Below are 25,226 nucleotides of genomic sequence, written 5' to 3' on the forward strand. Positions count from 1 at the left end.
TGGGCTTATATCACAGATTGACTACCCAAAATTGACATGGGTGACTCGATTGGTGCAAATTCAGAAAGGCGTTCTCATTATTGCATTGTTTCATAAACACCTAAGCAATATGAGATAATAATAGTATGGCTGGATCTGGACATATCTCCCCGATGAAAGTCCTAAAAAAGTTTACACCGAGCAAGTTGTCAGGGCGACCTACGCCACGGTGGATCCCTCAGGCAATGCTTGGAAAAATGCCGGAGGCAGGACAAAGCCTCGGTAAGGTCGGCCCACTCGAGGTTCGTCTTTCCAACGGAGCCAAAGAACTCAAGCAATCTCAGCGTTTACGCTACGAAGTGTTTTACGAAGAGATGTCCGCTATTGCAGATGCACAAACTCAGTTATCGCGTCTTGATCGCGACAGTTATGACGAGATTTGTGATCATCTATTGGTCGTTGATCACAACAGTCAGGTTCGCAACAAACCATTTTCCAAACTCAAGCCACAGATTGTAGGCACTTACCGACTGCTCCGTCAGGAACTTGCACAGCTCAATGGCGGTTTCTACACAGCAGGTGAGTTTGATATTCAAGGGATTCTGGATCGCCACAGTGATCTGAATTTCATGGAACTCGGTCGTTCTTGTGTTTTGAAACCTTATCGCACCAAGAAGACCGTAGAATTGCTATGGCATGGCATCTGGTCTTATGTGCTGACGCATAATGTAGATGTTATGATTGGCTGTGCCTCTATCGAAGGTACTGATCCTGATCTTCTTGTTGAGCAGCTTTCCTTCCTGCATCACTTTGCTAGTGCGCCAGAAGAATGGCATGTATCAGCACTGCCGGACCAGTATGTGGAGATGAACCGCATTGCGAAAGATCAGGTGGATCAACGCGCTGCGCTACGTTCTCTGCCACCGCTGATTAAAGGATATCTACGCCTTGGCGCCTATATCGGTAACGGAGCAGTTGTTGATCACCAGTTCGGTACCACTGATGTTTTGATCATCATGCCAGTGTCCAAGCTGAACTCACGCTATGTGAACTACTATGGTCAAGATGCCAGCCGGTATTCCAGCTGATCACAGAGCTACTAGTATCTCAAAATGGAGAGGGCGGGTTTCCGCCCTTTTTTATTTGCGTAGAAGCGCTAGCATCTCTGCATATTTTTGGCATTTCTCAGCCAACTGCGCGCAATTCACCCCAATAGCTTAACGCTCAATTAAGCGTGTTTCCCTAAAATCGTTCGTGTTTTGTATCCAGGTTGCGATCTCCCTCCCAAGCGGTCAGCAGCCTGAGTTTGTTCAGGCTTGCTCAATCTTTCATGGCAATATTTGCCCAAAATTTGAGTGATCGGTACTGGGGTGTTTTAGAGTTATGGCGACAGGCCAAAATGGAAATGGCAGAAAACGGAGGCCAATGCGCCCCGGGCAACGCCCTTCCGGCAAGCCGCCTCAACATCCCGAAGGACAGCGGCCAAAACGCCCAGCACAACCTCAACGCCCACGCTTACAAGGCGTCGCATTGCGTCCGGACGAGGTCGAAGATTATATTCGCCGTCCGAGCAAAGCCAACGCTCCAAGCAAGCAATCATCATCAGGGCAACGCTCTTCACCGCAAAACCCAACGGCACAGGCCAGAAAACCTGCTCCTCAGCGTCCCAGACCTGCGCAAGGAATGCCAGTCAAGAAGCCTGCCAAAAAACCTAGCCGCAAGGCACGTCAACAGACACTGGCAGCTCTTGATGCAGCGACCTCTTCTGGCAAGCCAAAGAGCCAAAGCAAGTTTCGGCGGTTCTTGTGGAAGTCCTTTCGCTTTTCCATGTATTGGAGCGTCGTACTTGGCATTTGGGGGATCGTCGTTGTTGGCGGAATTCTCACCTATTACGCTGCGCATTTGCCACCAGCTTCGGAGTGGGCTGTTCCACAACGCCCACCTAACGTGCGCATCGTTTCAGCAAACGGCACCTTGATTGCCAATCGTGGCGATACCGGTGGAGAGGCGGTCCGTCTGGAGCAGTTACCTACGTATCTGCCTGAAGCTGTGATGGCTATCGAAGACAGGCGGTTCAGGTATCATTTCGGCATCGATCCAATCGGTCTTGCCCGCGCTGCATTTGTCAATTACACCAGCGGGCGCACTGTGCAGGGCGGGTCAACACTCACACAGCAGCTGGCGAAGAACCTGTTCCTAAAGCCTGAGCGCACCATGCGACGTAAGATGCAGGAAGTGGTGATGGCGCTGTGGTTGGAGTGGAATTACAGCAAGGACGAAATTCTGGAGATGTACCTTAACCGGGTCTATCTCGGAGCCGGGGCTTATGGTGTTGATGCCGCGTCGCGGGTTTATTTTGGTAAATCCGCTCATCTCATCAACCTCGCTGAAGCGGCAACCATTGCAGGACTGCTGAAAGCACCTAGTAAATATGCACCCACACGCAATGCCGCTCTTGCAGAGGGTCGTGCGCAGGTGGTGATCGCATCAATGCACAAGGCTGGCTTCATCACCGCTGATGACGCCAAGAACGCATTGTTCAACCCAGCGCACGTGGTTACAAGCCACAACAGTAGCAGTGGCAATTATGTTGCTGATTACGTGATGGAGTTGCTACCCGGCTTCGTCGGCTCTATTGGTGAAGACATCATCGTCGATACCACCATCGATTGGGATATGCAGCAAGCGGCAGAGACAGCGCTGACCACTCGAATTGCGGAGTCTCGCCGAGAGTTTAATGTCACTCAAGGCGCGGTTGTTACGCTCAATCGCAGCGGTGCAATCCGTGCTCTGGTTGGTGGTGTTGATTATCGGAAAAGCCAGTTCAACCGCGCTGTATATGCACGCAGACAGCCGGGATCTGCCTTCAAACCGTTTGTTTATCTTGCTGCGTTGGAACGGGGTATGACCCCTAATACTGTCCGCAGGGATGCTCGTGTCACCTACAGGGGTTGGACGCCGAAGAACTACACCAAGCGATACTACGGCGATGTGACACTGACACAAGCGCTTGCATTTTCGATCAACACCGTTGCAGCAAAGTTGGCGCATGAGGTTGGCCCGGCCAATGTGGCGCGTACAGCGCGCCGTCTGGGCATTACATCCGCGCTGAAGTCCAATCCGTCCATCGCTCTTGGAACTTCTGAGGTCACCCCGCTTGAAATTGCAGCTGCGTATGTGCCTTTCTCCAATGGCGGATATGGTGTCGTTCCTCATGTGGTACGGCAAATTCGAAATGAACATGGCAAAGTGCTTTATCGCCGTTCCGGTGATGGTACAGGACGCGTTGTTCGTGGAGATAAGCTGAGTGAAATCAATACTATGATGGCACAAACAGTCTATGGAGGCACAGGAAAACGCGCGCTGTTGGCTGGACGACCGGCGGGAGGCAAAACCGGTACAACGCAAGGCTACAAAGATGCGTGGTTCATTGGTTATACAAACTCACTCACCACTGCGGTTTGGCTTGGGAATGATAATAACAAGCCGATGAAGAAGGTGAGTGGAGGTACACTACCAGCAGAAATCTGGGCATGGGTGATGGAGACAGAGCATCAGGGTATCCCGATTGCCAGACTGCCGGGTGTGCCGATTAATCTTGCCGAAACATCACCATTGTTGAAACCGGGCACTGCGCCTACGCGTCGTCAACCAACATTTGTGGCAGCTCCTCAGCCACCAAGGCCTGCTGTTCAAGCAACAACAGCTCCGCGCCCGCAAAACAACACCAGCACAAGCCCTCTGGACCTGCTTGGAAGGTTGTTTGGCGGTGGTTAGCTATTCCTGTCCGAAAAGGTGAAGTTGAGAACCGTGCTCTTTGAGCCAGCGTTGGGCTTGATTTGTGTGGGGTGCTAACTGCTCACAAACACGCCAGAACTCTGGTGAATGATCCAGTTTCACCAAGTGAGCAACTTCGTGAGCGGCTACGTACTCCAGAATGTCGGGTGGTGCCATCACAAGGCGCCAGGAGAACGATAGTTTCCCATCATACGAGCAGGATCCCCAACGGCTCTTGGTGTCTCGTAGTGTGATGCTATGATAATTGCGTCCAAGCTTCTTTGTGAAGTGTTGTACGTGTGCCTCAAGAGCTTCTTTGGCTGATTTGCGCAGAAAATCTTTGGTTTTACGATGAAAGCTTTGGGTTTCGCCCGGCAGCAACAACAGCGGTTCATCCGTCTCTTCTTCGAGATCAAGCTTCGCAAGCCCACGCAGTTTGCCAGAAGACCGCAAGGTGTGCAGGACACCTTTAATGGGGATGCGCGCACCCTCTTCAAATTTGATGGTATCCGGACGAGAACCCAGTCTTTGCTTCAACCACTCGACTTGCCGGTTGGCGAAATCCTGGGCTGTCTTCAAATTGCCACGGGCAGGAACAGTGATGACGGGTGTTGGGTCTCCAGGGGGAATTCTGAGGATATAGCGCTTTGCTCTGGAGTTACGCTTCAGGCGGATTTGCAGAGGCTTATGCCCCAGATCCACCTCAATAAACTCCGGCAAAACCTTTGTCGCAAAGAACCCCATATCACCTCAAAAATTGCACTGGTCGCTCTCGTTATTGCAGAGAAAGGGGCGATTTGAAAGTCGACCAGTGCGAATTACTTTAGCGCGTGTGTTGCTTTGCGAGTAAGCCTCAACGCACAAAAGGGTGCCCTGCGAAAGCAGAGCACCAGATGCTTGTTATGAACCTTTGAGAACCACTAGATTGCTTCACCAGCAGATGGCTCGCCTGGACGGTTGTGGCGGTTTCTCATGAAGCGGTCGAATTCTTCCTGATCTTTAGCCCGACGCAGGTCGTTCATGTAATCATCGAATTCCTGACGCATGCTATCAAGCTTTCTGCGCTCTTCTTCCAAGCGGGTCAGCTCTTTTTCACGGTAGTCGTCAAATGCAGCATTACCGCTGCGGGTCGCATTTTGCATATTGTCCATCGTATTTTTCAAGTTGCTACGATTCCACTGGCATTTAGCTTCACGCTTCCAGCCATTAAAGTTGTCGCCCCATAAGATGTAGGCAAGCATAGCAAGGCCAAGAGGCCAGAAAATTACGAATCCAAGAACCATAAGTGCAATACTTAGAGGATTCCAGGAGGGTTTTATTGCATTTACATTCATTAAAATCACCCCTTTCTCAAATCAACAAGCTTGAGATGGGATGATTTTATTTTACTTTCAAGAGATAGAATGAAATTTTATTAGACGATGAGTTATCTTCACTTACGTTCAGTTGGAATGCACTGTTTCATTGAGACGGCGTGCCTGCTCAACCCAATTATCCCGAACCATGCGTCCGCGAATATCCAAACGATCGTCCAGCGCCGCGGCCTGATGTTCTGTCAGATTTGCAATTTGCCAGTAGTGGAAGATACCTGCGCCGTTCAAAGCCCGCTCTAGTTTAGGTCCAACACCGCTGATCAACTGCAGGTCATCTGCAGCACCTTTTGGCTCAGCAAGCAGGATTTCGCGTAGTGGGTCACCCGCAATTTTCTCAGAGGTGTTTTCACGCAGGGTCTTTTTCGCTGCACGTTTGGAAACTTGCTCCGCGCGCACGTTTCTTGGATTATCCTGAATGAACTTGACGATACGTGGCGCGATTTCAGAACGATACTTTGAACCGTTAAACACACCGTAGTGGCCTACACCCGGCTGGATGTAGTGCAACCGGCGCCTGGATGGGATGTTTTCAGCCAGTTTTTGAGCCGCTTGGGTTTGGCCAACACCAGAAATGTCGTCGTTTTCGCCTTCAACGGTAAACAGCGCCGTGCCGGTGATCTTTTTCGGATCAACCATCTTGCCACGATGCATCATTTCGCCTTTTGGCAGCGAATGCTCGATGAACACGGTTTCCACGGTCTGGAGATAGAATTCGGAGGTCAGATCCATAACAGCGAGATATTCATCATAGAAGTCACGGTGCTTCTCAGCGCTGTCACCATCACCCTCAATCAGATGCTGGAAGAAATCGCGGTGGGCAACCATATGCCGATCCAGATTCATGCTCATGAAGCCAGAAAGCTGGAGGAAGCCCGGATAAACCTGTCGCGTGAACCCTTTGTGGGGGAAGGGAACTTCCATGACAACATTGCGCTTGAACCAGTCGATACCTTTTTCGACGGCCAGATCATTCACGGCGGTTGGCGCTTCGCGGGTGTCAATTGGGCCACCCATCAGCGTCATAGTCGCCGGAGCGCATTTGTCTCCGTTCTCTTCCATCAAGGCAACGGCTGCATAAACTGGAACGGATGGCTGGCAAACCGCCAGAACGTGCGTATTTGGTCCCAGATAATGCAGCATCTGCATGATGTATTCGATGTAATCGTCCAGGTCGAAACGGCCATCAGCTACAGGCACCTGTCGCGCGTCTTCCCAGTCCGTGATGTAAACATCCAGATTTGGCAGTAAGGCTTCAACAGTGCCACGCAGAAGAGTTGCGTAATGGCCAGACATGGGCGAGACGATCAGAATTTTAGGATCGTCTTTTCTGCTTTGAGGTAAATCACGCTTGAAGTGCAACAGGCCGCAAAATGGTTTCGCCCAGATGATTTCTTCCGTGATGTCTACTTCTTTGCCATCCACGACAGTGGTGTCGAGCTCAAACTCCGGCTTGCCATAACGACGGGTTACGCGCTCAAGCATCTCACAGGATGCAGCAACCGTGCGACCAACCTGCGTGTGTGACATGGGATTGAGCGGGTTTTGAAAGCACAATCTTGTCATGTCTGCTGCAGCCCGGACAGGGGACATCGCTGCATGGTTCATTTCATACAAGTGGTAGAACAGCACAGAATGTTTCCTCCCAAGACGTTCGCTTCAGCCAACTCTTGTTCATGTAATTCTTGATTTCCGCAACACGAATACACTTTAGCCCGAAGTGCTGCACCGCAAAAGTATAGACAGCTCTATACCTTTTCAGCAACATAGACTCATGGAGAAATTCAAACCAACCTTAACTTGCATTGAAGATCAATAGGTTCTTCACCATCGCTGAGGTACATGTCAGTGTAATCAATTATGTTGCATTGCACAATATGTAAATTAATACCCCAATCGAATCGAGTAATTCGACTGCAATTATTTCACTAAGTTGAAATCGCTAATGAATTTTATTTGGGAATGCTAATCGGAAGCCAGCTCAGCAATTACGGCATCCAGTAGGGGAAAGCCTGCTTGCGTTGCACGCAGGCGAGTGTTGCTCACCCATTCTACCATGCCGTTTTCCTGCAGATTTAACAATCTCTGCGGATTGAACTGACGGCCAGAGAGCTGTTCATAACGTGGTACGTCAATGCCTTCATGCAATCGCATACCCATCAACAACAACTCGTCACCCTGCTCGCCATGACCAAGTATGTCTTCAGAGATAGAGCCGTGGCCCTGACTTTCAACCAAACCTAGCCATGTTTCCGGATGTTTTTCAGTCGAGGTTGCCAGCTTGGTGCCATCTTCCAGCGTCAATCGGCCGTGTGCACCAGGTCCAACACCGACGTAATCACCATAACGCCAGTAAATGAGGTTGTGCTGGCACTGAGCGTCAGGCGCCGCATGGTTTGAGACCTCATAGGCCGGCAAACCGCGTGCTGCGGTGACCTCCTGTGTCAGGTCAAACATGTCTGCGGCTAGATCAGGGTCCAGCATCTCCAGCTTTCCAGCTGCATACAAGCGCTGGAACATGGTGCCGCTTTCAATGGTGAGCTGATACATGGAGAGGTGATCAGCGGCCAGATCGATAGCACGGTTGAGCTCTTGCTCCCATACCTTCAAGGTCTGATTGGGGCGGGCGTAGATAAGATCAAACGAGATGCGCGGGAAAGTTTTGCGCGCAATTTCAACAGCTCGAATCGCCTCCGAAACAGAGTGCTGGCGACCAAGGATCTTCAGCTCTTTGTCATCCAACGCCTGAATACCAACGGAGAGGCGGTTTACGCCTGCAGATCTGTAGCCTGCAAAGCGGGTTGCTTCCACGCTGGTTGGGTTGGCTTCCATGGATATTTCAGCGGTGGACGGCAGATGCCAGAGGCGCGCAACTTCATTGAGGATTGTCTCAACGGTTTTCGGCTCCATCAAAGATGGCGTGCCGCCGCCGAAGAAGACGGAGTCAACTGTGCGACCCGGCACCATCTGCGCATAACGTGCCAGCTCTGTTGCCAGAGCTTTGGCGTAATGCTCCTGCGAAACCGGCTGGTGGCGCACGTGGGAGTTAAAGTCGCAATATGGGCATTTTGCCAAACAAAAAGGCCAATGCACGTAAATCCCAAAGCCGCCAACCGGTGACACAGTCATTCTTTTTCCTTTGCGTTTGCCAGCTCATTTGCACGAGTTCTTATCCGAAAACTGGAAGCCACTTTTCGGGAACGCGTATTACGCCGGCAAGCACTCTTTTTGAAACTTAACAAAGGCACGGGCGCGATGAGACAGCGCTTCGTCTTCTTTTGTTTTGTGTTTTTCTTGCTTGTCCATCTCACCGAAGGTTCTATCAAAACCCTCCGGAACGAACATTGGATCGTAGCCGAAGCCTTCCAGACCGCGCGGAGGCCATGCCAGGTCGCCATGGATTTCACCACGGTAGAACTGAGTGTGCCCATCCGGCCATGCCATGCACAGCACAGCAACGAAGTAAGCGGTCCGGTCTGTAGCGTTCGTTTCGGTCAACTTGTCCTGCACGGCCTGCATGGCCACGCCGAAGTCTTTACCTGGCCCAGCCCAACGTGCGGAGTAGATGCCCGGATCACCGTTGAGGCCGTTTACACAAAAACCGCTGTCATCTGCAAGGGCAGGCAGGCCAGTGGCTGTTGCCGCAGCAAGTGCTTTGATTGCAGCGTTTGCTTCAAACGTGTCGCCATCTTCCACTGGCTCTGGCAGATCCAGATCACCAGCAGAGAGAACTTCAAAGCCATGCGTTGCCAGCATGTCCTGAATTTCGCGCAGCTTGCCCTTGTTGTGACTGGCAAGCACGAGCTTGCCAGGTTCCAGGCGGCGGTTTTCTGTTGTGTCTGCCTGCATCAGAGCACCGTCAGCTTTTGCAGCTCAACCAGTTTGGAAATGGACTGTTTTGCAAGACCCATGAGCTGGCCGAGTTCTTCTTCGGAGAATGGCTCACCTTCAGCAGTACCCTGAATTTCAACGATGCCGCCTTTGCCAGTCATGACGAAGTTTGCGTCAGTGTCAGCAGAGGAATCTTCGATATAGTCCAGATCAGCAACCGGAGTACCTTCGTAGATACCGCAGGAGATCGCTGCGATGTGGTCTTTGAGAACCTTATCGGTTTTGACCATGTCGCGCGCTTCCATCCATTTCAGACAGTCGTGCAGAGCGACCCATGCGCCGGTGATGGATGCTGTACGGGTGCCGCCGTCTGCCTGAATGACATCACAGTCAACGGAGATCTGACGCTCGCCCAGTGCACCCAGATCAACAACAGCACGCAGAGAGCGGCCGATGAGACGCTGGATTTCCTGAGTACGGCCAGACTGCTTACCTGCGGAGGATTCACGGCGCATACGGTCATGAGTTGCGCGTGGCAGCATGCCGTATTCTGCAGTTACCCAGCCACGGTTCTGACCACGGAGCCACGGCGGAACACGCTCTTCCAAACTTGCGGTACACAGAACATGGGTATCGCCGAATTTGATCAGGCAGGAGCCTTCGGCATGTTTTGCAACACCGCGCTCCAGGCTGACTGGACGCATTTCTTCTGGTGTACGTTTGGATGGACGGTTCAAGGCAAGCTCCCTCGGGTTGCTTAATAGCTACAAATTCACAAATGGTATTGCGGATCTTTTAGCTGCGGATTGCCGTTAGCGCAAAGGCTGGTTTTGGTTTGAGAGGCTATTTTCTGCTAAAAATGAGTTTTGGCTGTTCAATTGTCCTGTGTTAGGGATTGAATACAGGCTTTGGCCCAAACCTGCTGTTGATGTGGAGTACCGATACCGTGACGAGCGTTCCTCCTTCTGTCCCTCTTGAGGATCTTGATGAACGTTCCCGTGAGGTCTTCCGGCGCATTGTTGAGAACTACCTTGATACCGGCGAACCGTTGGGGTCTCGCAACCTTGCACGTGGGCTTTCGCAGCCTCTGTCTCCGGCCTCTATTCGCAACGTAATGGCAGATCTGGAGCACCATGGGCTGCTCTACTCTCCGCACACCAGTGCCGGACGCTTGCCGACGCAGTCCGGTCTTCGTCTGTTCGTGGATGGTTTTTTGGAAGTTGGCGACCTGACCAAGGAAGAGCGCGAGCAGATTGCCGTTCAGGTGAAGGCTAAAGGTGGTGAGAAAACACCGGAGCAAGTCCTGACCGAAGCCAGTCAGATGCTATCTGGCCTGAGCCGCGGGGCGGGGGTTGTTCTTTCCAACAAGACAGACACCACCCTTCGCCATATCGAGTTTGTGCAGATTGAGCCGCTAAAAGCGCTTGTCGTGCTGGTGAGTGAAGATGGCTCCGTTGAAAACCGTGTTGTCGATCTACCTGCTGGCTTGCCTCCATCTGCGCTGACTGAAGCCTCGAACTACCTCAACTCCATCATCAGAAACCGCACGCTAGCCGATGCACAATCTGAACTTGTTCGGCAGCGAAACGAATTTCAGGCTGAGCTGGATACGCTCACATCCAAAGTAGTCGATGCGGGTGTTGCTGTTTGGGGTGGAGACAAGAATGATCCCGGAACACTGATCGTGCGTGGACGCTCCAACCTGCTGGAAAACGTGGGTGCGAAGGAAGATCTGGAGCGTATTCGCCTGCTATTTGATGATTTGGAAAACAAGAGTGAACTGATCCGCCTGCTTGATCTTGCAAAGGGCGGCGAAGGCGTACGTATTTTTATCGGGTCAGAAAACAAGCTGTTCTCGCTTTCCGGTTCTTCCTTGATCGTGTCTCCATACCGCGATAGTGAACAGCGCGTTGTGGGCGTTCTTGGTGTTATCGGGCCGACTCGTCTCAATTATGCGCGTGTCATTCCCATGGTGGATTACACAGCCCGACTGGTGAGCCGTATGCTCGGTTAAACTACTGGAGTCCCAATTGCTTTCCCTTACAGCTTCTGAACTGGAACGTTATGCCCGCCACATCGTCCTGCGGGATGTTGGTGGCCCGGGACAACAAAAACTAAAAGCTGCGCGTGTTTTGGTGATTGGAGCAGGGGGGCTTGGTGCGCCGGTTCTGCAATACCTGGCGGCGGCTGGCGTTGGCACCATTGGTATTGTTGATGATGACGTTGTTTCGCTGTCTAACCTTCAGCGTCAGATCATCCATGACACGGAGAAGCTTGGCGAGCCTAAGGTTGCCAGTGCGGCGGAGGCGATCGCTCGGCTGAACCCGAATGTGCGCGTTGTTCCGCATCCGACACGCATTAGTGGGCAAAATGCCATGGCGTTGATCAACGACTACCATATCGTTGTTGATGGCTCTGATAACTTTGCCACCCGTTACCTCGTTTCGGATGCGTGTTTTTATGCAGGACGTCCGCTCGTTACCGCTGCTGTGGGCCAGTTTGACGGCTCCGTTACGCTGCTGAAACCATTTGAGCGCGATGACGAGGGCAACTACATCAACCCAACTTATCGCTGCCTGTTCCCCAAACGCCCTGAGGCTGGCTCCATACCAACCTGCACAGAGGCGGGTGTTTTGGGTGCTTTGACAGGCCTGGTTGGCACATTGCAGGCGCTTGAGGTGATCAAGGAAATCGTTGGGTTTGGTGAAGGTCTGGTTGGGCGCTTGTTGCTCGCAGACACACTGAGCATGCATTTTGAGACCATCAAGTACAAACGCTCTACAAAGAACCCGCTCAACGGCGACACTCCAAAAACATGGAGTGAAATGCTGGAAATTGAGCACGGCTGATCCAGCGTAATTGAGTTACAAAAGAAAACGGCGGAGAATTTCTTCCCCACCGATCCCGGCCTTTCCGCCACAGAAGGCCTAGCCTCATTCAGGCAAACCTGTCTCACCAGCATTGCCAGACGCACTGCATTTGCAGCGCACCGAAGAGAGGCTTAGAACGTTTTCGCCAAGCTAAGCTTGAAGGACCGGCCTTTGCCTTCGGTTTCACTCAGATGCGCTGTGTGTTGCTGATCGAAGATATTAGTCACGCTTGCGCGCACTTCTGAGCCTGCAAGGAACCCATCTTCAGGCTTCCAAGCTAAACGCGCACTGTGCAGCGCATAACCTGGCGAAGCATCGTCAGCATCGTTCACGCGGTCCTGTTCTGCGTATAAATCAGAGCGCCAGGAAACATCCAAATTATAGTCGGCAATCTTATATCCTACTGAAAGGAAAAGATTATCTGCCGCTACGCTATCCAGATATTCATCATCAGAAAGGTTGTCACCCCGTGTGACTGAAGCACCTAGATTGCCGTACCAGCTGTCAGAGGAATAACCTGCTTCTAACTCGATGCCTTTGATCCGCGCCTCATCAATAGCAGTTGTGATTGTCTTGCCCGTTGCATGATCGCGAGAGGAATAGAGGTAGTTGTCGATGTTGTTGTAAAAGCCCGTTACTTTGAAGCGAAGGCTATCATTTTCCAACAATACGTCGTTGAATTTAAAGCCTAAGCCAGCTTCAAAATTGTTAGATTTTTCTTTTCCGAGATCGGTAAAGCCATCACCCGAGAAAACTTCATCCAAAACTGGCATGCGTTCTGTGTGTGCAACAGAACCAAAGACATTCAGCCAGTTTGTCAGCTCATAAATTGCTGCAAGTTTTGGAGAATAGGCCCTCTCATCCAAATCTTTACGCAGAGCCACGCCAGTCCCCGGCTTCAGGCGAGAATGGTCAACACGCATTCCAGGAATGAGTGTAAGGCGGTCATGAATTACAAACTCAGCCTGCCCGAACACACCAAGGGCATGTGTTTCACCTTCTGGATGAGATGAGGAGCCCCGCGTTGAGCTTCCATCCGGATTCAGACGCGGGTTAAGACGCTCCTGATATTTCCCTTCCACCCCGTAGGTGAAGTAGGTTTCTACACCTTCGGAAAGCCGAAATTCCGATGTGTTTTCCAGTTTTGCCTGCCAATTGTTGTAGACGTACTCAGCTTCAGTTCCCAAAGGAGCACCAGGACCTGCGCGGAACGTAATATCATCCAAATCACGCTTGGTCTGGCTCCAGGATACCTGCGCTTTTACATCCAACAAATCATTGCCAGAAAAAGCGTTTTCATAAGCAAGCAGTGCCTGTTGTTCGCTTGTTGTTTGGTCTGCATAACCAAATCCGGGACTAAAGGTTGTCTGGTCATATAGGCCATACCCAGACTTATTGACGTTGAAATAGCTTGCAGTAAGAGATTGATCGTTATCGGCACCGAAGCTGTATTTCAGCTTGGCGAGGCCCGAGAGATCTGTCATGCGGGAGTTGCCGAGGTCTGCGCCATCAGCGCCCTCATAATCTCCATCACGGCCATAGTTCAGGTTGACCAATAGCTCCAGATTTTCCAGCGGTCGGGCAGCGACTGTAACTGTGCTTCGCGCACCATTGCCGTTCGAGTCCCACATGGCTTTGGTGCGGACAGCCAGTTTGTCATCTCCCTCCAACAAATCGCTAGCATCTTTCGTGCGCGCACTGACCACACCACCAAGCGCGCCTGCGCTGAACAATGTGGAGGCAGCTGGTCCACGCAGAACCTCGACTTCCTTAAGCAATTCAGAATCGAAGAAGAAAGAGCCTGCACGGTACATCTCGAAGTAGGAGGTGACGCCATCCACTTGAATGATATTACGGTTTTCACCGGAACCGAGAGCAGAACCGATGCCGCGAATATTGATGGACTGCCCCAGCGCATTGTCGGCATTTATAGTGGTGATCCCCGGAACCGCATCGAGGATCTCACCCAATGTGCTTGCTTGGGCTACTTCAATTTGCTCCTGAGAGACTGAAGTCACAGCCTGAGGTGTATCAATCGCCACCTTCTCTTTACCTGCTGAAACAATGATTTCATCCAGCATGGTTGCAGAGCTGTCGGCAGCAACAGGCTGTTTAGCTTCCTGCGCTGAAACAGCCGCAGAAATCAGGGCGAGCGAGAGGGTTGTGCTGGCCAGGAGGGCCGCACGGGAATAGCGCGAAATGGACATGGTCGCCTCAGTCTGAATTTTTATGGGAGTAGCTGGCTGAGACGCTGCTTTGGCTAGCTTGTGTTTGCGTTCTGCAAACGTTGTTTCTATCCGTGTTTTATAAATATGAATATAATAGTCAAGTTTTAAATTGAGGGTTTTTCCCTAGCTGGGGATTGAGTGCATTCATCAGAAAAGCCTCCTTCGCAGGTTCCTGACTGCGAAGGAGGCCAAAAAACGATTGCATCTCCGTTGGTTAATCTGTTTCTTCACGACCACAAGTGCCGATGATCCAGCAGACTGCCGCCCCGATAAGCGCTCCAACTATTGGTGCCAGCCAGAACAACCAAAGCTGGTCCAGTGCCCAACCACCGTTGACAATCGCTGTTGCCGTGGACCGAGCCGGGTTTAAAGATGCACCCGAGATGGGGATCGCGATGATGTGCATGCATGTCAGCATCAGGCCGATGGCAAGCGGAGCGAGGGCTGCGGGTGCTTTTTTGGAGGTTGCACCAATAATAACAATCAGGAACAGCGCTGTGACTGTGATTTCGGTAATGCCGACCGCAATTTCAGAAAAGCCGCCGTTGGAATGCTCTCCATAACCGTTGGAAGCAAAACCCGGAGGGTCACCCGGGCCATGGGCGAGAATGATCCAGAATACAAAGGCTGCTGTTGTGCCGCCAATCACCTGTGCGATGATGTAGGGGACTACATCTGAGGTTGGGAACCGTTTTGCAGCCCAAAGGCCGATGGTCACCGATGGATTGAAATGAGCACCTGACACATTGCCGAATGCGTAAGCCATACAGACAACTGAAAGACCAACTGCAAAGGCAACGCCCAGCAAGCCAGATCCGCCATACCACTCAACCGGTGCATAGGACACCAATGCCCCGCCGCACACAGCGGAGACCAGAGCAAAGGTTCCTACAAATTCTGCGCCTAGCTTCCTCAACATGACACTTCTCCTCATATTGATTTGAGGGAGGTATCACAGTGAGATTTCTAACTTACGTTTAGGGTAACCAGAAATCTAACGATTGCCTTAAGCATGCATTGCTAGATCTTTAGGAGGGCACTAGCATGAATGGAGGCGGAACTTCTTTTTTCTTCATATGGTTAGAAATGTGCCTCAGCCTCTTTCAGCTCGGCACATGCATGCCAATTGGTGATTTTGCATGTGCTGAATATGCCGAGAATGCCAAAGACCGCGAAACTGGAGAAGAGCCAAAAGGCTGAGTTAGCGATACCCGCCGTACTGTTGAAACCAGTTGACTTGGCAATGCGGTCCGCAAGAGCGGGTACCAAACGCTACGGCGAATGTTTGAACCGTTGCCAGAGCAGCAGCCTCATTTTCTTTGTCTTCAACCGGCGTCAAATGAACAGCGGACAGCTTCTGGAGGTAGTACGTCATGAAGTTTGCCTCGACTCGCAAGGAGGGCTGTCACTTACTCAAAATGTCGTTTTAAAACGCAATCATTATACCGTTTCAGGCATTGCAGCTATGTGCGTGAAACGGGCTCAGTGTTGAAGATTCTTCTAAATTGCTAATGCAATAATTTTGCTAGATCACTCTAAAAATAGGAGAAATATCGCGATGAAACGGGCTAGACTTACAGGATAAAACCCTTACCGTAACGGCATAACAGAGAGATTATGCATTAGAAATGCATCTGGAATCTCTAAAATATGCATGGTTGGGGAGGCTGCCTTGAAGCGGTTGTTATCTGTATTGCCCGCACTTTCACTCGCTCTCATTCCGCTGAGTTCAGCACAGGCTGACGCCGAGAAGAAAGTCAGCGTTGAGGATGCGAGAACGTTTATTGAAACCTCCGAAAAAGCCATTCAGGAGATCGGCGAAGAAGCGGGCCGCGTTGCCTGGGTGAATGCCAATTTCATCACCTATGACACCAACTGGCTGAATGCGCTGATGTCGGAGCGCACCACGAAGCTCTACGTTTCTCTTGCCAATCAGACCAAGCAGTATGACGGCCTTGACCTTCCGCCAGACCTTGCTCGGAAAATGAAGCTTTTGAAGCTGAACCTGACATTGCCTGCCCCCGAGAATGACCCTGCCAAGATCAAGAAGCTTGCGCAGATCAATACTGAGATGGAAACCATTTACGGCACGGGCAAGTATGAGATTGATGGCGAGGCGCTGTCTCTTTCCAAGCTCAGCCGCATCATGGCGACAAGTCGTGATTACGATAAGCTGCTGGAAGTCTGGAAAGGCTGGCGCACTGTCTCTCCGCCTATGAAGGACATGTACACCCAGATGGTCGGCATCGCCAACCAGGGTTCCAGTGAGCTGGGCTTTAAAGACACTGGCTCCATGTGGCGTTCCAAATACGACATGGATCCGGATGATTTCCGGCAGGATGTTGATCGCCTCTGGGGTGAAGTGAAGCCGCTTTACGACAGCTTGCATTGTTATGTACGCGATAAGCTGGCAGATCATTACGGAGCCGATAAAGTACCTGCGGACGGGCCAATTCCTGCGCATTTGCTGGGCAATATGTGGGCTCAATCCTGGGGCAACATCTATCCGCTTGTCGCTGCTGATGGGGACGAGCAAGGCTACGACCTGACCAAGTTGCTGGAAAAGCAGAACTATACTCCGCTCAAAATGGTGAAGACGGCGGAAGGGTTCTTCACCTCGCTTGGCTTTGACCCGCTGCCTGAGACGTTTTTTGAGCGCTCGTTGATTACCGAACCGCGTGATCGTGACGTGCAGTGTCATGCATCTGCCTGGAACGTGGATGGCAAGGATGACCTGCGCATCAAAATGTGCACCGAGGTGACGGGTGAGGATTTCAATACCGTTCACCACGAACTGGGTCACAACTTCTACCAGCGCGCCTATAATCACCAGTCGCCGATGTATCAGGATGATCCGAACGACGGATTCCATGAAGCGATTGGCGACATGGTGAGCCTGTCCATTACGCCTAAGTACTTGAAGCAGATCGGCCTTCTGCCGCTTGATGCTTCAGAAGAGGTCAACACCAACATCCTGTTGGCTCAGGCGCTGGACAAGATCGCATTTCTGCCATTTGGCTTGCTGGTGGACCAGTGGCGCTGGAAGGTGTTTAACGGAGAGCTGACTCCAGACACCTATAACGACGGTTGGTGGGACCTTCGCGAGAAGTATCAAGGCGTTGCGGCTCCGGTTGACCGTGCTGCGGATGCGTTTGATCCGGGTGCCAAGTACCACATTCCCAACAACGTGCCGTACACGCGCTATTTCCTGGCGCACATCTTCCAGTTCCAGTTTTACCGTGAGGCTTGTCGCCTTGCAGGATGGGAAGGACCGCTGGCAGCGTGCTCCATCTATGGCAACAAGGAAGTTGGCGAGAAGTTCAACGCGATGTTGGAAACAGGCGCTGCGCTTCCATGGCAGGACAGCCTGGAGGCCTTCACCGGAAGCCGTGAAGCCGACGCGACAGCTATTCTTGAATATTTTGCTCCACTCCAAGCTTATCTGGACGAGCAAAATTCTGGCAAATCCTGCGGCTGGTAGACCAGCAAGGTAATCCTGCCGGCCTTGATGCCCTACAAGTCCGCCGGATATTATCAAACCCCGTCTTTATGGCGGGGTTTGTTTTGTCTGGGGCCTGTCAGCGACAGCTTGGATTCGTTAGAGTTTTGAACGCAGGGAAAACGGAGGCATTGGTCATGAGCGAGGCGCAAAGCATCACTGTTCAAATGAGGGCCCTTACCGTCTCGGACATGCCTTTATTGCATGAATGGCTCAACCAACCCCATCTGCGACCCTTTTATGAGCGTGAGCCCAGCACGCTTGAGCAAGTAACAAAGCGCTATGCGTGCCGCGTTTCAAATAATCATCCAACCAACTGCCTGATCGCGGAGCTTAACGGCGCGCCCTTCGGTTATCTGCAATGGTATCTGAACCGCGACTTTCCAGAGTACGGCACCGGTACAATTGGCATAACAGCTGGTGTTAGCTTCGATTACTACATCGGCGATCCTGCTTCCCTAGGCCAACAACTAGGAACAGTCATGCTGAATGCTGCAGTTGAGCATGTGAAGCCGCTTGTCTGCGCTGAGGATCAGTTCTTTTGCGTTGGTCACCGATCCGAAAACACCTCTGCACTCCACTGCTCTCAACGCGCAGGCTTTCGCTATTGCAAAGACTCCACAGAGGATGGATTGCCCCACGAGCTTTATGTGAGGGATGAGAGATAAGGCTCATAAACCTACTTAAGGTTGTAGAATGAACGTGCTAACTTCAATTCAAACATTGTTTGATTTGAGATTTTCATGGGCGCAGATGATTGGACAGACGAGGAGAATGATCTTCTTGTCGCTGAGTATTTTGAAATGCTGAAGTTGGGGCTTCAAGGTCAGAGTTTCAATAAGGCTGCTCGGCAGAGAGAACTTGCGCGCTCTATTCCAAGGTCGGTGAAAGCCATTGGACGGAAACAGCAGAATGTAAGTGCTATTCTGGAAGACCGCAATCAACTATGGATCACTGGCCTCAGTCCAGCCGAACATTATCAAAAATCTCTCAAAGATGCAGTTCAACGGCACTTAGATGCACGACAACAGGAGGACTTGCAGCAAGTTCCAGAAGAACGAATGGAGCTTGATGAAGGACCTGAGGAGTACATCGCTCCGCCACCGTCCCAAGCTTCGACGATTGAGCTCACCAAGCCTCGCAGTGTGGTTCGTCGGGCTCAAAAGCTGGATTATGCGGAGCGGGATGCGAGCAATCGGGAACTTGGCAAGCTAGGTGAGGCATATGTTGTTCAACTAGAGCAACAACGGCTGAAGAAAGCTGAAAGAACTGACTTAGCCGAGAAAGTCATTTGGGCTTCTGAAGAGGAAGGCGATGGGCTTGGGTATGACATTCGCTCTTACGAAATTGATGGTACTGAGCGGCTCATTGAGGTGAAGACCACGAATGGTGGGCGGGAAACACCGTTTTACATCTCCGAGAATGAACTGAGATTTTCGGAGGATGAGCCGGAGAAGTTTGTGCTTGTCCGTGTCCACAACTTCTTTGAGGAACCCGCTTGTTTCGAGCTGCGCTCGCCTTTGGACCAGAGCCTCTCGCTGAAGCCTGCGGTTTACAAAGCAGTTCCCGAATAAAGAGGACACCCATGCTTTTTCCGTTTGTTATAGGTTGGTCGGCTGAGCAAGTAAGTAGACCTAAAAAATAAGACTTTCTTTCAAGAAAGGCTTCTTTGTGGGGGGCTTGGGTTAGATTTTGTAAGGCAAGCTTGGAACTTGCGGCGGGTTGGCTGAAATCAGGGATCAGCGTACATCAGATAACAATCTCCACTGGCAATTATGTGGTTGTCATCAATTGGAGATTTGGTTTTCATGCTTGCATCCATCTGCTTTCCAACTGCCAGGCGTAGAGGCAGCACGGTCAAACGGCGGGCATCTTTTTTGGTCGCTTGTGCTCCGGCAGTTTTGATGATGACACTCTCTCAGGCGCAGGCTGAGCCGCAAACGCTTTTTTATGGCGGCGATATTCTAACAATGGCCGATGAGAAGGCGGATCGACGCAAAACAATCAAAGCGCTGATTGTTCGAAACGGCGAAATCTCTGAGATCTTCAAGTCGGACGAAGACTACCAAACCTATTTATCCGATAGCGCTGTCACCAAAGTCAATTTGGGTGGGGCAACCTTAATGCCGGGCTTTATTGAGCCACATATGCATATGCCGCTTGTGGTGAACTATGCTGCGGTTGCTGACCTTTCTCCTTGTTTGCCAGAGCCCTACAGCTACCGCACCTATGACAACCAAGTTGACCCGCGTTTTAAAGACAAAACCGTTTGCAAATATGATGGCAGTATTGAGACTGGTTTTGAATGGACTTGGAATGTCCTGAACAGTGCAACCAATCGCTGGGTGCCTTTTGCGCCGGATGGGACGCCCACAAAACAGGCCTGGATTGTGGGGAATGGCATTGATCCTTCACGGTTTGGTGTCACGCCAGATGAGATCCAGCGCGTTGTTGCTTTCCGCTCCCGTCCCGCCGAGGAAATCAGTGAAAGTGTTGAGGGTGCTGATGCGCATCCTGTACTTATTCTGGATCAGTCCGAACACGTTGCCTATGTCAATGGGAATGCGTTTGTTGCTGCCAACATCTGCACTGCCTGGCCTTGTGGGCCGGAGATAAACAGGAACAAGGACATGCCTGCGCCAGACCCTCTTGGCAAATGGCAGATTTATACTGGTCAGGACGGGAACACCTATTACTCCGGCTTATTGCAGGAAGAAGCGGCTTACAGGCCGTTTGTAGCGAAAATTCAGGAGATGGCAGGTGTGCCTGCCAGTAGCCCCTTCTTCTTCATGGATTACGCAGAAGGCCTCAAGGCCGTTGCTCCGGTGGTTGAAAAGATTGCGGCGGCTGGTGTCACGACCATTGTGAATGGTGGTGGCTTCACTGTTCCTATCATTCAGTTCAACAAAGACGTTGCGCTGCATAAAGATGAGGCTGGCAATTTCACAGCCCCGTTTCGTATCCGTACGCTTATTTCGGCTACGGCGATTGATCCCAGTGAGCATAGCAAAACAGCGGTTGAGATTGCCGAGGCGGAGATGACGTCTTTGTGGCCGGAGGAGGTTTTGAGCAATACGACGCTGATAAAGAACACGCAGGGTCGCTACGGTGCGACGGGCATCAAGTTCTGGGCGGATGGTTCAACGCAGGGATGCTCGGCTTATCTCACTCAGGGTTACAACATAAATGGCATTTGCGTGGATGAGGAGAATGGCAAGAAGACTGCCGTTACTGGCTCGCATGGCGCGAACTATCAGTTCTTTATGCCGGATAATGATGAAGAGCCGGATTTGAGCAAGATTGCCGGAGGGGATGGAAGCTTTCTGGCGGCTTTGCAACCCTTCTGGAGCAAAGGCTGGCCTATTCAAATCCACACCAATGGCGACAAGGCGATCAAGGCCGTTGCGATCACCACATTGGGGCTGAGTACCGGGCGGTGCAACGAGTATCCTGTGACGCTTATTCACGCGACTGTTGGAGGGGACCCTGCGACTTCACCCAGTTCAGTTGCGCAGTATTTGTGGGAGCTGACCAAAGTTGCAAGGCGGGTGCATTGCAAAAACGAGGGAGGCCTTCCTCTGAATTTCATCGTGTCACACCTTACCGGTCATGTCGGGTATTGGGGTGGCGGGTTTGTTAGCCTGCTGGATGGTAAGGATCTCAATAGTTTGGGTGCGGACGGAGACCCAAACGGGCGGGCGCCGACGCTGGATGCCACCACGTTGGATGTTCGCGACAACATCCCCTTCACGCTGCACAGTGATGCGCCAATCGCGCCGGTGAATCCGCTTTGGTATGTTGAGCAGATGGTCACTCGCAACACCTGGGTCTATCCAGATATCAAGGGCAGTCAGGTCAAAGATATGCCTGACAGCAAGTGGGCTGGAAACCGGGATGGCCGATCCATCTATGAGAACCTGAAGGGCATCACCGCCGTTGCAGCCGAGCAAACGCTGATTGATGACAAGGTTGGCACGCTGGAGCAGGGCAAAGTGGCTGATCTGGTCATACTCGACAGGAACCCGCTTGATGCAGATAGTGACGTGAACAGCAGTGTCGCCATCAACAAGATCAAGGTTTGCTACACGTATCTGGCAGGTAAGCAGTGGAAGCCAAAGAGCTTTTCTGATGAGGCCTGCGGAAAGATCAAGATAACCGACTAAGGGGTTTGCGCAGAGTATGGCTCGCTTTAAGCTCAGGTGCTGCGGCTCCTTAGATCCGGGGAATGGCTCGCACCTGTAGGTGCTGCTAGGGTCAAATTTACCAAGGCGCTGACCTGCGGGCTTAGTTGCCCGGCCGCAGGCCAGCAGGATGCTCATTTTGTGCTGTGTGCACGGGCGATGACACGGGGTGTTGTGAGATCGCCGGAGCATCGAAAGGCACAGTGCGTGAGTGCGCACGGGCGGGTGGTTGGAACACCCGGTTTTGCGCGCGTGATGGGATTAAGCCGTTTTGCCTGTTTAAGTTTCAGGCAAAGACTGGCTTATTCAAGAAGCGATATTTTGGATTTTTTTGGCTGCGGATGGGCGACCCGCTCCAGTATTCCGCAGGTTTTTCTTAATGCTTCCAGTCGGTCGCGTAAGGCTTGTTGCAGAGTGAACAAAGCATCGCGTTCTCGGCATTCCTTCATCCGCTCATTCAGCACTAATTGCTGCATATAAGCCAGATTTTCCAAATCCGAGACGGCTATGATGACTTCGTCAATTTCGTTTTGAAGCGTGTTTGTGGCGCTACATGCGCATGCGGTGTCGTCCATTCTCAAGGCCCTCGTAGTAGGCTGTTGAAGAACCGCAACGGCAACGAGCTTGTGATGGCCCGCTGGCGAGCGGGAGGTTCACAACCTGACAACGACAGGCGAGTTTATTCCCCCCCGAAGGAGGTATTGTATTCACCGCCCTCCCGCTCATAGCAAAGGGTTTGCGCCCTTAGAAAAAAGGCACAAAAAATCCGCTAGTTAACGGGAGCGGTACCGCGTTGATAGAGGTTGTGAAGCCTCGTTGTTAGGATGGCTGTAGATGCATGCGGTGTCAATGGGGAGTTGTTGCAAGTTGGGGGGGAGGTGTTGCGGAAACACCCCATATCCCGTTTATAGATCAAGCAGGCTATGTTTGGCACTTTCTCTTTTCATCTCGCAGTTGGCGAGCAGCTTCTGCGTCCAACCTCACTGACTTTAACATCGCAATCGGAAAGTGCTTTTCTCTTCCACTCTCAAGATCAGATAAATGAACGCCTTCAGGACTGGCTTTTGCTAAAAAGACACTTGTATTTATTCTGAAACGCCACGTCACAAAGCGATGCTCGAAGCTATATGCATCCAAAACACCCCGATTAAAGCCTAAAGCCTTCCCAGGGTGATCAGTCCATAGCAATACAGCTTCAGGCAGATGAAGATCTTTAAACAGCTGAGGAAGGCTTGGAACGACTTTAGCTCTGGCCAACAACTTTCCCGATCTCCTCTTTGGCAGGTATTGCGTCAACTCAATTAATCGATCGCCCTCAACTAGTTTTTTGCGCCCAAGATACAAGACAAATTTGCACCATTGCTGATATCTAAAACTTTGACGTGGTTCATGAAGTGAAACAGTATTTTTCTTCAGGCAAAGAACCATCTCACCAGATGTCGTCTCAATTAAGTGAGCAGCTCGATATCGGAATCCTAAGTTTAGATCTCGCTCTATGTACTTTGAGATTGGACCATCGTTGGCTGCGTTGTTTAGTTTTGCCAAAGCAACTGCCAGCGAAAATTGCTCATCATTTGGAACAGCCTCAGTAAGCTCCTCTAGGTCTTGAGCTTTCTTGAGCTGATCACGTCGAAGCTTTTCTTTGACGGCAAATGGACTGGATAAGACAATTGCACTTGTGGCAGATGTCACTTCCTTTTCAGGCAAAAGTTGAAGATTTGGATTACAAGCGATCCAAGCAAATGACTTAACATAGTAATGAAATGAGTTGAACGAAACTGGTCTCGTAAAATGTTCTTTTACAATCTCAGATACGCTTTTGTTCCACTCTCTCTGATCTTTAAACCTAACATGCATTTCGAGGCGAGATACTACCTTATCGATCTCTTTTTGGAGAGCTTCTTCTTCTTTTTCAGCCGCAAGCTCGCCTTGCTCTTGCTTTACTTTATGTCTGAAGGCTTGGTCAGCGTACTGGAGCGCTTCTAATCCAGCAGCTTTTGCAGTCTTACTTAAAAGTCGCTCTTCAAAGGCTCTTGTGACCGCAGAAACTGCTTCATCCAGATTTTCAGGAAGCTCAAATCTCTTTCGTAAGTTTAAGGCAACCTCTTCAGGCAGGGTCGAGAAAAAAGCTGACCGTTCTTCTTCCGTGAGTTCGAGGGCATAAAGCTCTTTATCAAGAGCGACTAACTCCGGTGCCCGATTTTGGTATCGGTCTGGCCTTGTAGCTTCTTCTGGATTCTTACGACAGAATTCAGCGCACCGCTCAACGATATCCGCTAGCTCTGGAATACCGAGAGCACGAGCTCCCCTTGCTGCTCCCTCAAGATTTTGCTCCAGTAGTTCAAAGCTATTATGAATAAACTGACTGTTCCCTCCGTTTTTTACTTGAGCTACATAAAAATCAAGATGGTACAAATCACTGTATTCATTCAATAAATTATCTGGGGAATAACCTGCTTCGAATAACCGTCGAACGTATTGAACCAGTGAACAGATAGGCTGATAGATTTCTTGTTGAAGTGCCATTTCTGGTAAGATCAAGGGCAATGATGGATCATTGGGATTGTACTTTGACTTAATCATTACTCGCCGACCTATCGAAAGCATTATTCCTGTAGGAGCCAACGCTCCATAAAATCTCACAGTGTTCCTAGCACTACTCTCATTGGTTGTTAAGTTCGCATAGGCATTCAATAGTTTGCTTTCTGGATCCCGGCTCGGAGGCCGGGAAGACACCGAGGGGTGGCGCGCTGGGTGGTTGAGAGGTTTTGTTTGCGGGTGTGGTTTGTGGAGGACGTTGAGGGTGCGTGAGGTTTGTTGGGTCCCGCATCAAGTGCGGGATGACGGTGTTGGGGTGTGGCGTTGCTTTGCCCTTTGGCGTCATCCTGGACGAGCGGAGCGGGGATCCGGGATCCAGAGCTGCTGGGGAGTGCGGGCGATAAGAGCAGCTGAGTGTGAGGTGGCGCCTCATGGGTCCCGGCTCGGGGGCCGGGAAGACACCGGGGGTGGTGTCGTATGACTTTGAAACATCATACATCTACGATATCAACAGTGAGCAAAACGGACGCTGGCCAATAACTAACTGATGTATTTCCTAAACGACAATCATATGATTACGTGAAAGCACTTATGGCAATAGGCATTTCAGAACTCAAAACTGTCTCAGCGTTGCAATTCGACCAACTACAAAGCTTGCATACTGGAACACTTCTTACTCGCCTTAAAGCTTTGAGAAGTTTGCATGAATGCGAGGAGCAGGCTGACTGGACTAACGAGGAAAAACTAGCCGTGCGCTCAAGCGGACTTATTGCTTTCAAGTCGGAAGAGAACTGGAAACTCGCCTTTGCGGACGTGAAAGCCGTTCTGGCAACACGTGAGCACATTCCGAGAGGTGCTAAACAAGCTCGACAGGAAAGAGCTCAGCAAAAGCAACGCCAATAGCTACTTAATAGGCGCCAGCCTCGAAAATCCGAGACTGGCTGATCTGACAG

Annotated in this window: 20 protein-coding genes; 9 read left to right on the forward strand and 11 right to left on the reverse strand. The window is 51.1% G+C overall.

The genetic code is table 11. The annotated features are described in order from the left end of the window. Nucleotides 1-224 precede the first annotated feature (224 nt). Entirely contained in the window at nucleotides 225-1,067 is an 843-nt protein-coding gene (locus PsW64_RS08570) for a GNAT family N-acetyltransferase (protein ID WP_153042355.1), read from the forward strand. Between the two features lie 337 nt (nucleotides 1,068-1,404). Further along, on the forward strand, nucleotides 1,405-3,756 hold the full coding sequence (locus PsW64_RS08580; RefSeq protein ID WP_244277259.1) for a transglycosylase domain-containing protein: 2,352 nt from the start codon (nucleotides 1,405-1,407) through the stop codon (nucleotides 3,754-3,756). Here PsW64_RS08580 and PsW64_RS08585 read toward each other — a convergent pair whose 3' ends face one another. From PsW64_RS08585 to rph, 6 genes are all read right to left on the reverse strand, one after another. Then, nucleotides 3,757-4,500, reverse strand: a complete 744-nt coding sequence (locus PsW64_RS08585) for a M48 family metallopeptidase (protein WP_063303342.1) — start codon at nucleotides 4,498-4,500, stop codon at nucleotides 3,757-3,759. A gap of 176 nt (nucleotides 4,501-4,676) precedes the next feature. Then, nucleotides 4,677-5,090 carry a DUF2852 domain-containing protein gene (locus PsW64_RS08590; protein ID WP_063303343.1) on the reverse strand — a complete coding sequence of 138 codons (414 nt, stop codon included), beginning with the start codon at nucleotides 5,088-5,090 and terminating at the stop codon, nucleotides 4,677-4,679. A gap of 108 nt (nucleotides 5,091-5,198) precedes the next feature. Then, the gene (gene phaZ / locus PsW64_RS08595; protein WP_063303375.1) at nucleotides 5,199-6,719 is read right to left on the reverse strand and encodes a polyhydroxyalkanoate depolymerase; all 1,521 of its coding nucleotides are present in this window, start codon (nucleotides 6,717-6,719) and stop codon (nucleotides 5,199-5,201) included. A gap of 372 nt (nucleotides 6,720-7,091) precedes the next feature. Further along, nucleotides 7,092-8,255 carry a radical SAM family heme chaperone HemW gene (gene hemW, locus PsW64_RS08600; protein ID WP_063294364.1) on the reverse strand — a complete coding sequence of 388 codons (1,164 nt, stop codon included), beginning with the start codon at nucleotides 8,253-8,255 and terminating at the stop codon, nucleotides 7,092-7,094. Nucleotides 8,256-8,333: 78 nt separating this feature from the next. Beyond that, nucleotides 8,334-8,975 carry an RdgB/HAM1 family non-canonical purine NTP pyrophosphatase gene (gene rdgB, locus PsW64_RS08605; protein ID WP_063294365.1) on the reverse strand — a complete coding sequence of 214 codons (642 nt, stop codon included), beginning with the start codon at nucleotides 8,973-8,975 and terminating at the stop codon, nucleotides 8,334-8,336. After that, on the reverse strand, nucleotides 8,975-9,694 hold the full coding sequence (rph, locus tag PsW64_RS08610; protein ID WP_082596820.1) for a ribonuclease PH: 720 nt from the start codon (nucleotides 9,692-9,694) through the stop codon (nucleotides 8,975-8,977). Before rph ends, rdgB begins: the two co-directional genes overlap by 1 nt. Nucleotides 9,695-9,885: 191 nt before the next feature. On the opposite strand from rph, the gene hrcA reads away from it, so the two are divergent. Further along, complete coding sequence (gene hrcA, locus PsW64_RS08615; RefSeq protein WP_057463266.1) at nucleotides 9,886-10,971, forward strand: heat-inducible transcriptional repressor HrcA; 1,086 nt, start codon at nucleotides 9,886-9,888, stop codon at nucleotides 10,969-10,971. Between the two features lie 16 nt (nucleotides 10,972-10,987). After that, complete coding sequence (locus tag PsW64_RS08620; protein ID WP_063303344.1) at nucleotides 10,988-11,806, forward strand: HesA/MoeB/ThiF family protein; 819 nt, start codon at nucleotides 10,988-10,990, stop codon at nucleotides 11,804-11,806. A gap of 152 nt (nucleotides 11,807-11,958) precedes the next feature. Here the strand turns inward: PsW64_RS08620 and PsW64_RS08625 are convergent, their stop codons facing one another. From PsW64_RS08625 to PsW64_RS27865, 3 genes are all read right to left on the reverse strand, one after another. Beyond that, entirely contained in the window at nucleotides 11,959-14,034 is a 2,076-nt protein-coding gene (locus tag PsW64_RS08625; RefSeq protein WP_063303345.1) for a TonB-dependent receptor domain-containing protein, read from the reverse strand. A 235-nt stretch (nucleotides 14,035-14,269) separates the two neighbouring features. Beyond that, a complete protein-coding gene (gene aqpZ / locus PsW64_RS08630; RefSeq protein ID WP_057463164.1) occupies nucleotides 14,270-14,974 on the reverse strand; it encodes an aquaporin Z in 705 nt (234 codons plus the stop codon). 282 nt (nucleotides 14,975-15,256) lie between these two features. After that, nucleotides 15,257-15,430 (reverse strand): hypothetical protein, encoded by a 174-nt coding sequence (locus PsW64_RS27865; RefSeq protein WP_208980662.1) that lies wholly within the window; start codon nucleotides 15,428-15,430, stop codon nucleotides 15,257-15,259. 297 nt (nucleotides 15,431-15,727) lie between these two features. Between PsW64_RS27865 and PsW64_RS08635 the strand changes: the two genes are divergently transcribed. The 4 genes from PsW64_RS08635 to PsW64_RS08650 all read left to right on the forward strand — a co-directional run bounded on the left by PsW64_RS08635 (nucleotide 15,728) and on the right by PsW64_RS08650 (nucleotide 21,717). Further along, on the forward strand, nucleotides 15,728-17,536 hold the full coding sequence (locus PsW64_RS08635; protein ID WP_063303376.1) for a M2 family metallopeptidase: 1,809 nt from the start codon (nucleotides 15,728-15,730) through the stop codon (nucleotides 17,534-17,536). Nucleotides 17,537-17,691: 155 nt separating this feature from the next. After that, the gene (locus PsW64_RS08640; protein WP_193757769.1) at nucleotides 17,692-18,222 is read left to right on the forward strand and encodes a GNAT family N-acetyltransferase; all 531 of its coding nucleotides are present in this window, start codon (nucleotides 17,692-17,694) and stop codon (nucleotides 18,220-18,222) included. A 75-nt stretch (nucleotides 18,223-18,297) separates the two neighbouring features. Beyond that, nucleotides 18,298-19,128, forward strand: a complete 831-nt coding sequence (locus PsW64_RS08645; protein WP_063303347.1) for a DUF3883 domain-containing protein — start codon at nucleotides 18,298-18,300, stop codon at nucleotides 19,126-19,128. A 330-nt stretch (nucleotides 19,129-19,458) separates the two neighbouring features. Further along, entirely contained in the window at nucleotides 19,459-21,717 is a 2,259-nt protein-coding gene (locus PsW64_RS08650) for an amidohydrolase family protein (protein ID WP_193757770.1), read from the forward strand. A 320-nt stretch (nucleotides 21,718-22,037) separates the two neighbouring features. Here the strand turns inward: PsW64_RS08650 and PsW64_RS08655 are convergent, their stop codons facing one another. Both PsW64_RS08655 and PsW64_RS08660 read right to left on the reverse strand, forming a co-directional pair. Beyond that, on the reverse strand, nucleotides 22,038-22,310 hold the full coding sequence (locus tag PsW64_RS08655; protein WP_063303349.1) for a hypothetical protein: 273 nt from the start codon (nucleotides 22,308-22,310) through the stop codon (nucleotides 22,038-22,040). Between the two features lie 346 nt (nucleotides 22,311-22,656). Further along, nucleotides 22,657-24,318, reverse strand: coding sequence for a DMP19 family protein (locus PsW64_RS08660; RefSeq protein WP_193757771.1), 1,662 nt, complete (start codon nucleotides 24,316-24,318; stop codon nucleotides 22,657-22,659). Nucleotides 24,319-24,864: 546 nt separating this feature from the next. On the opposite strand from PsW64_RS08660, the gene PsW64_RS08665 reads away from it, so the two are divergent. Further along, nucleotides 24,865-25,176: a hypothetical protein gene (locus PsW64_RS08665; RefSeq protein WP_063303351.1), complete on the forward strand. Its 312-nt coding sequence runs from the start codon at nucleotides 24,865-24,867 to the stop codon at nucleotides 25,174-25,176. The last annotated feature ends 50 nt before the right edge of the window (nucleotides 25,177-25,226 follow it).

The organism is Pseudovibrio sp. W64, assembly GCF_001623145.1.
Classification (GTDB): domain Bacteria; phylum Pseudomonadota; class Alphaproteobacteria; order Rhizobiales; family Stappiaceae; genus Pseudovibrio.

What these genes read in the sequence shown, in the direction of transcription:
- hemW (WP_063294364.1), bottom strand. Translation starts at nt 8,255, where the DNA reads ATGACTGTGTCACCGGTTGGCGGCTTTGGGATTTACGTGCATTGGCCT.
- PsW64_RS08640 (WP_193757769.1), top strand. Translation starts at nt 17,692, where the DNA reads ATGAGCGAGGCGCAAAGCATCACTGTTCAAATGAGGGCCCTTACCGTC.
- PsW64_RS08625 (WP_063303345.1), bottom strand. Translation starts at nt 14,034, where the DNA reads ATGTCCATTTCGCGCTATTCCCGTGCGGCCCTCCTGGCCAGCACAACC.
- rdgB (WP_063294365.1), bottom strand. Translation starts at nt 8,975, where the DNA reads ATGCAGGCAGACACAACAGAAAACCGCCGCCTGGAACCTGGCAAGCTC.
- PsW64_RS08665 (WP_063303351.1), top strand. Translation starts at nt 24,865, where the DNA reads ATGGCAATAGGCATTTCAGAACTCAAAACTGTCTCAGCGTTGCAATTC.
- PsW64_RS08570 (WP_153042355.1), top strand. Translation starts at nt 225, where the DNA reads ATGCTTGGAAAAATGCCGGAGGCAGGACAAAGCCTCGGTAAGGTCGGC.
- aqpZ (WP_057463164.1), bottom strand. Translation starts at nt 14,974, where the DNA reads ATGTTGAGGAAGCTAGGCGCAGAATTTGTAGGAACCTTTGCTCTGGTC.
- hrcA (WP_057463266.1), top strand. Translation starts at nt 9,886, where the DNA reads ATGTGGAGTACCGATACCGTGACGAGCGTTCCTCCTTCTGTCCCTCTT.
- PsW64_RS08645 (WP_063303347.1), top strand. Translation starts at nt 18,298, where the DNA reads ATGGGCGCAGATGATTGGACAGACGAGGAGAATGATCTTCTTGTCGCT.
- phaZ (WP_063303375.1), bottom strand. Translation starts at nt 6,719, where the DNA reads ATGTCCCCTGTCCGGGCTGCAGCAGACATGACAAGATTGTGCTTTCAA.
- PsW64_RS08655 (WP_063303349.1), bottom strand. Translation starts at nt 22,310, where the DNA reads ATGGACGACACCGCATGCGCATGTAGCGCCACAAACACGCTTCAAAAC.
- PsW64_RS08590 (WP_063303343.1), bottom strand. Translation starts at nt 5,090, where the DNA reads ATGAATGTAAATGCAATAAAACCCTCCTGGAATCCTCTAAGTATTGCA.
- PsW64_RS08580 (WP_244277259.1), top strand. Translation starts at nt 1,405, where the DNA reads ATGCGCCCCGGGCAACGCCCTTCCGGCAAGCCGCCTCAACATCCCGAA.
- PsW64_RS08650 (WP_193757770.1), top strand. Translation starts at nt 19,459, where the DNA reads ATGATGACACTCTCTCAGGCGCAGGCTGAGCCGCAAACGCTTTTTTAT.
- PsW64_RS08660 (WP_193757771.1), bottom strand. Translation starts at nt 24,318, where the DNA reads ATGATTAAGTCAAAGTACAATCCCAATGATCCATCATTGCCCTTGATC.
- PsW64_RS08585 (WP_063303342.1), bottom strand. Translation starts at nt 4,500, where the DNA reads ATGGGGTTCTTTGCGACAAAGGTTTTGCCGGAGTTTATTGAGGTGGAT.
- PsW64_RS27865 (WP_208980662.1), bottom strand. Translation starts at nt 15,430, where the DNA reads ATGACGTACTACCTCCAGAAGCTGTCCGCTGTTCATTTGACGCCGGTT.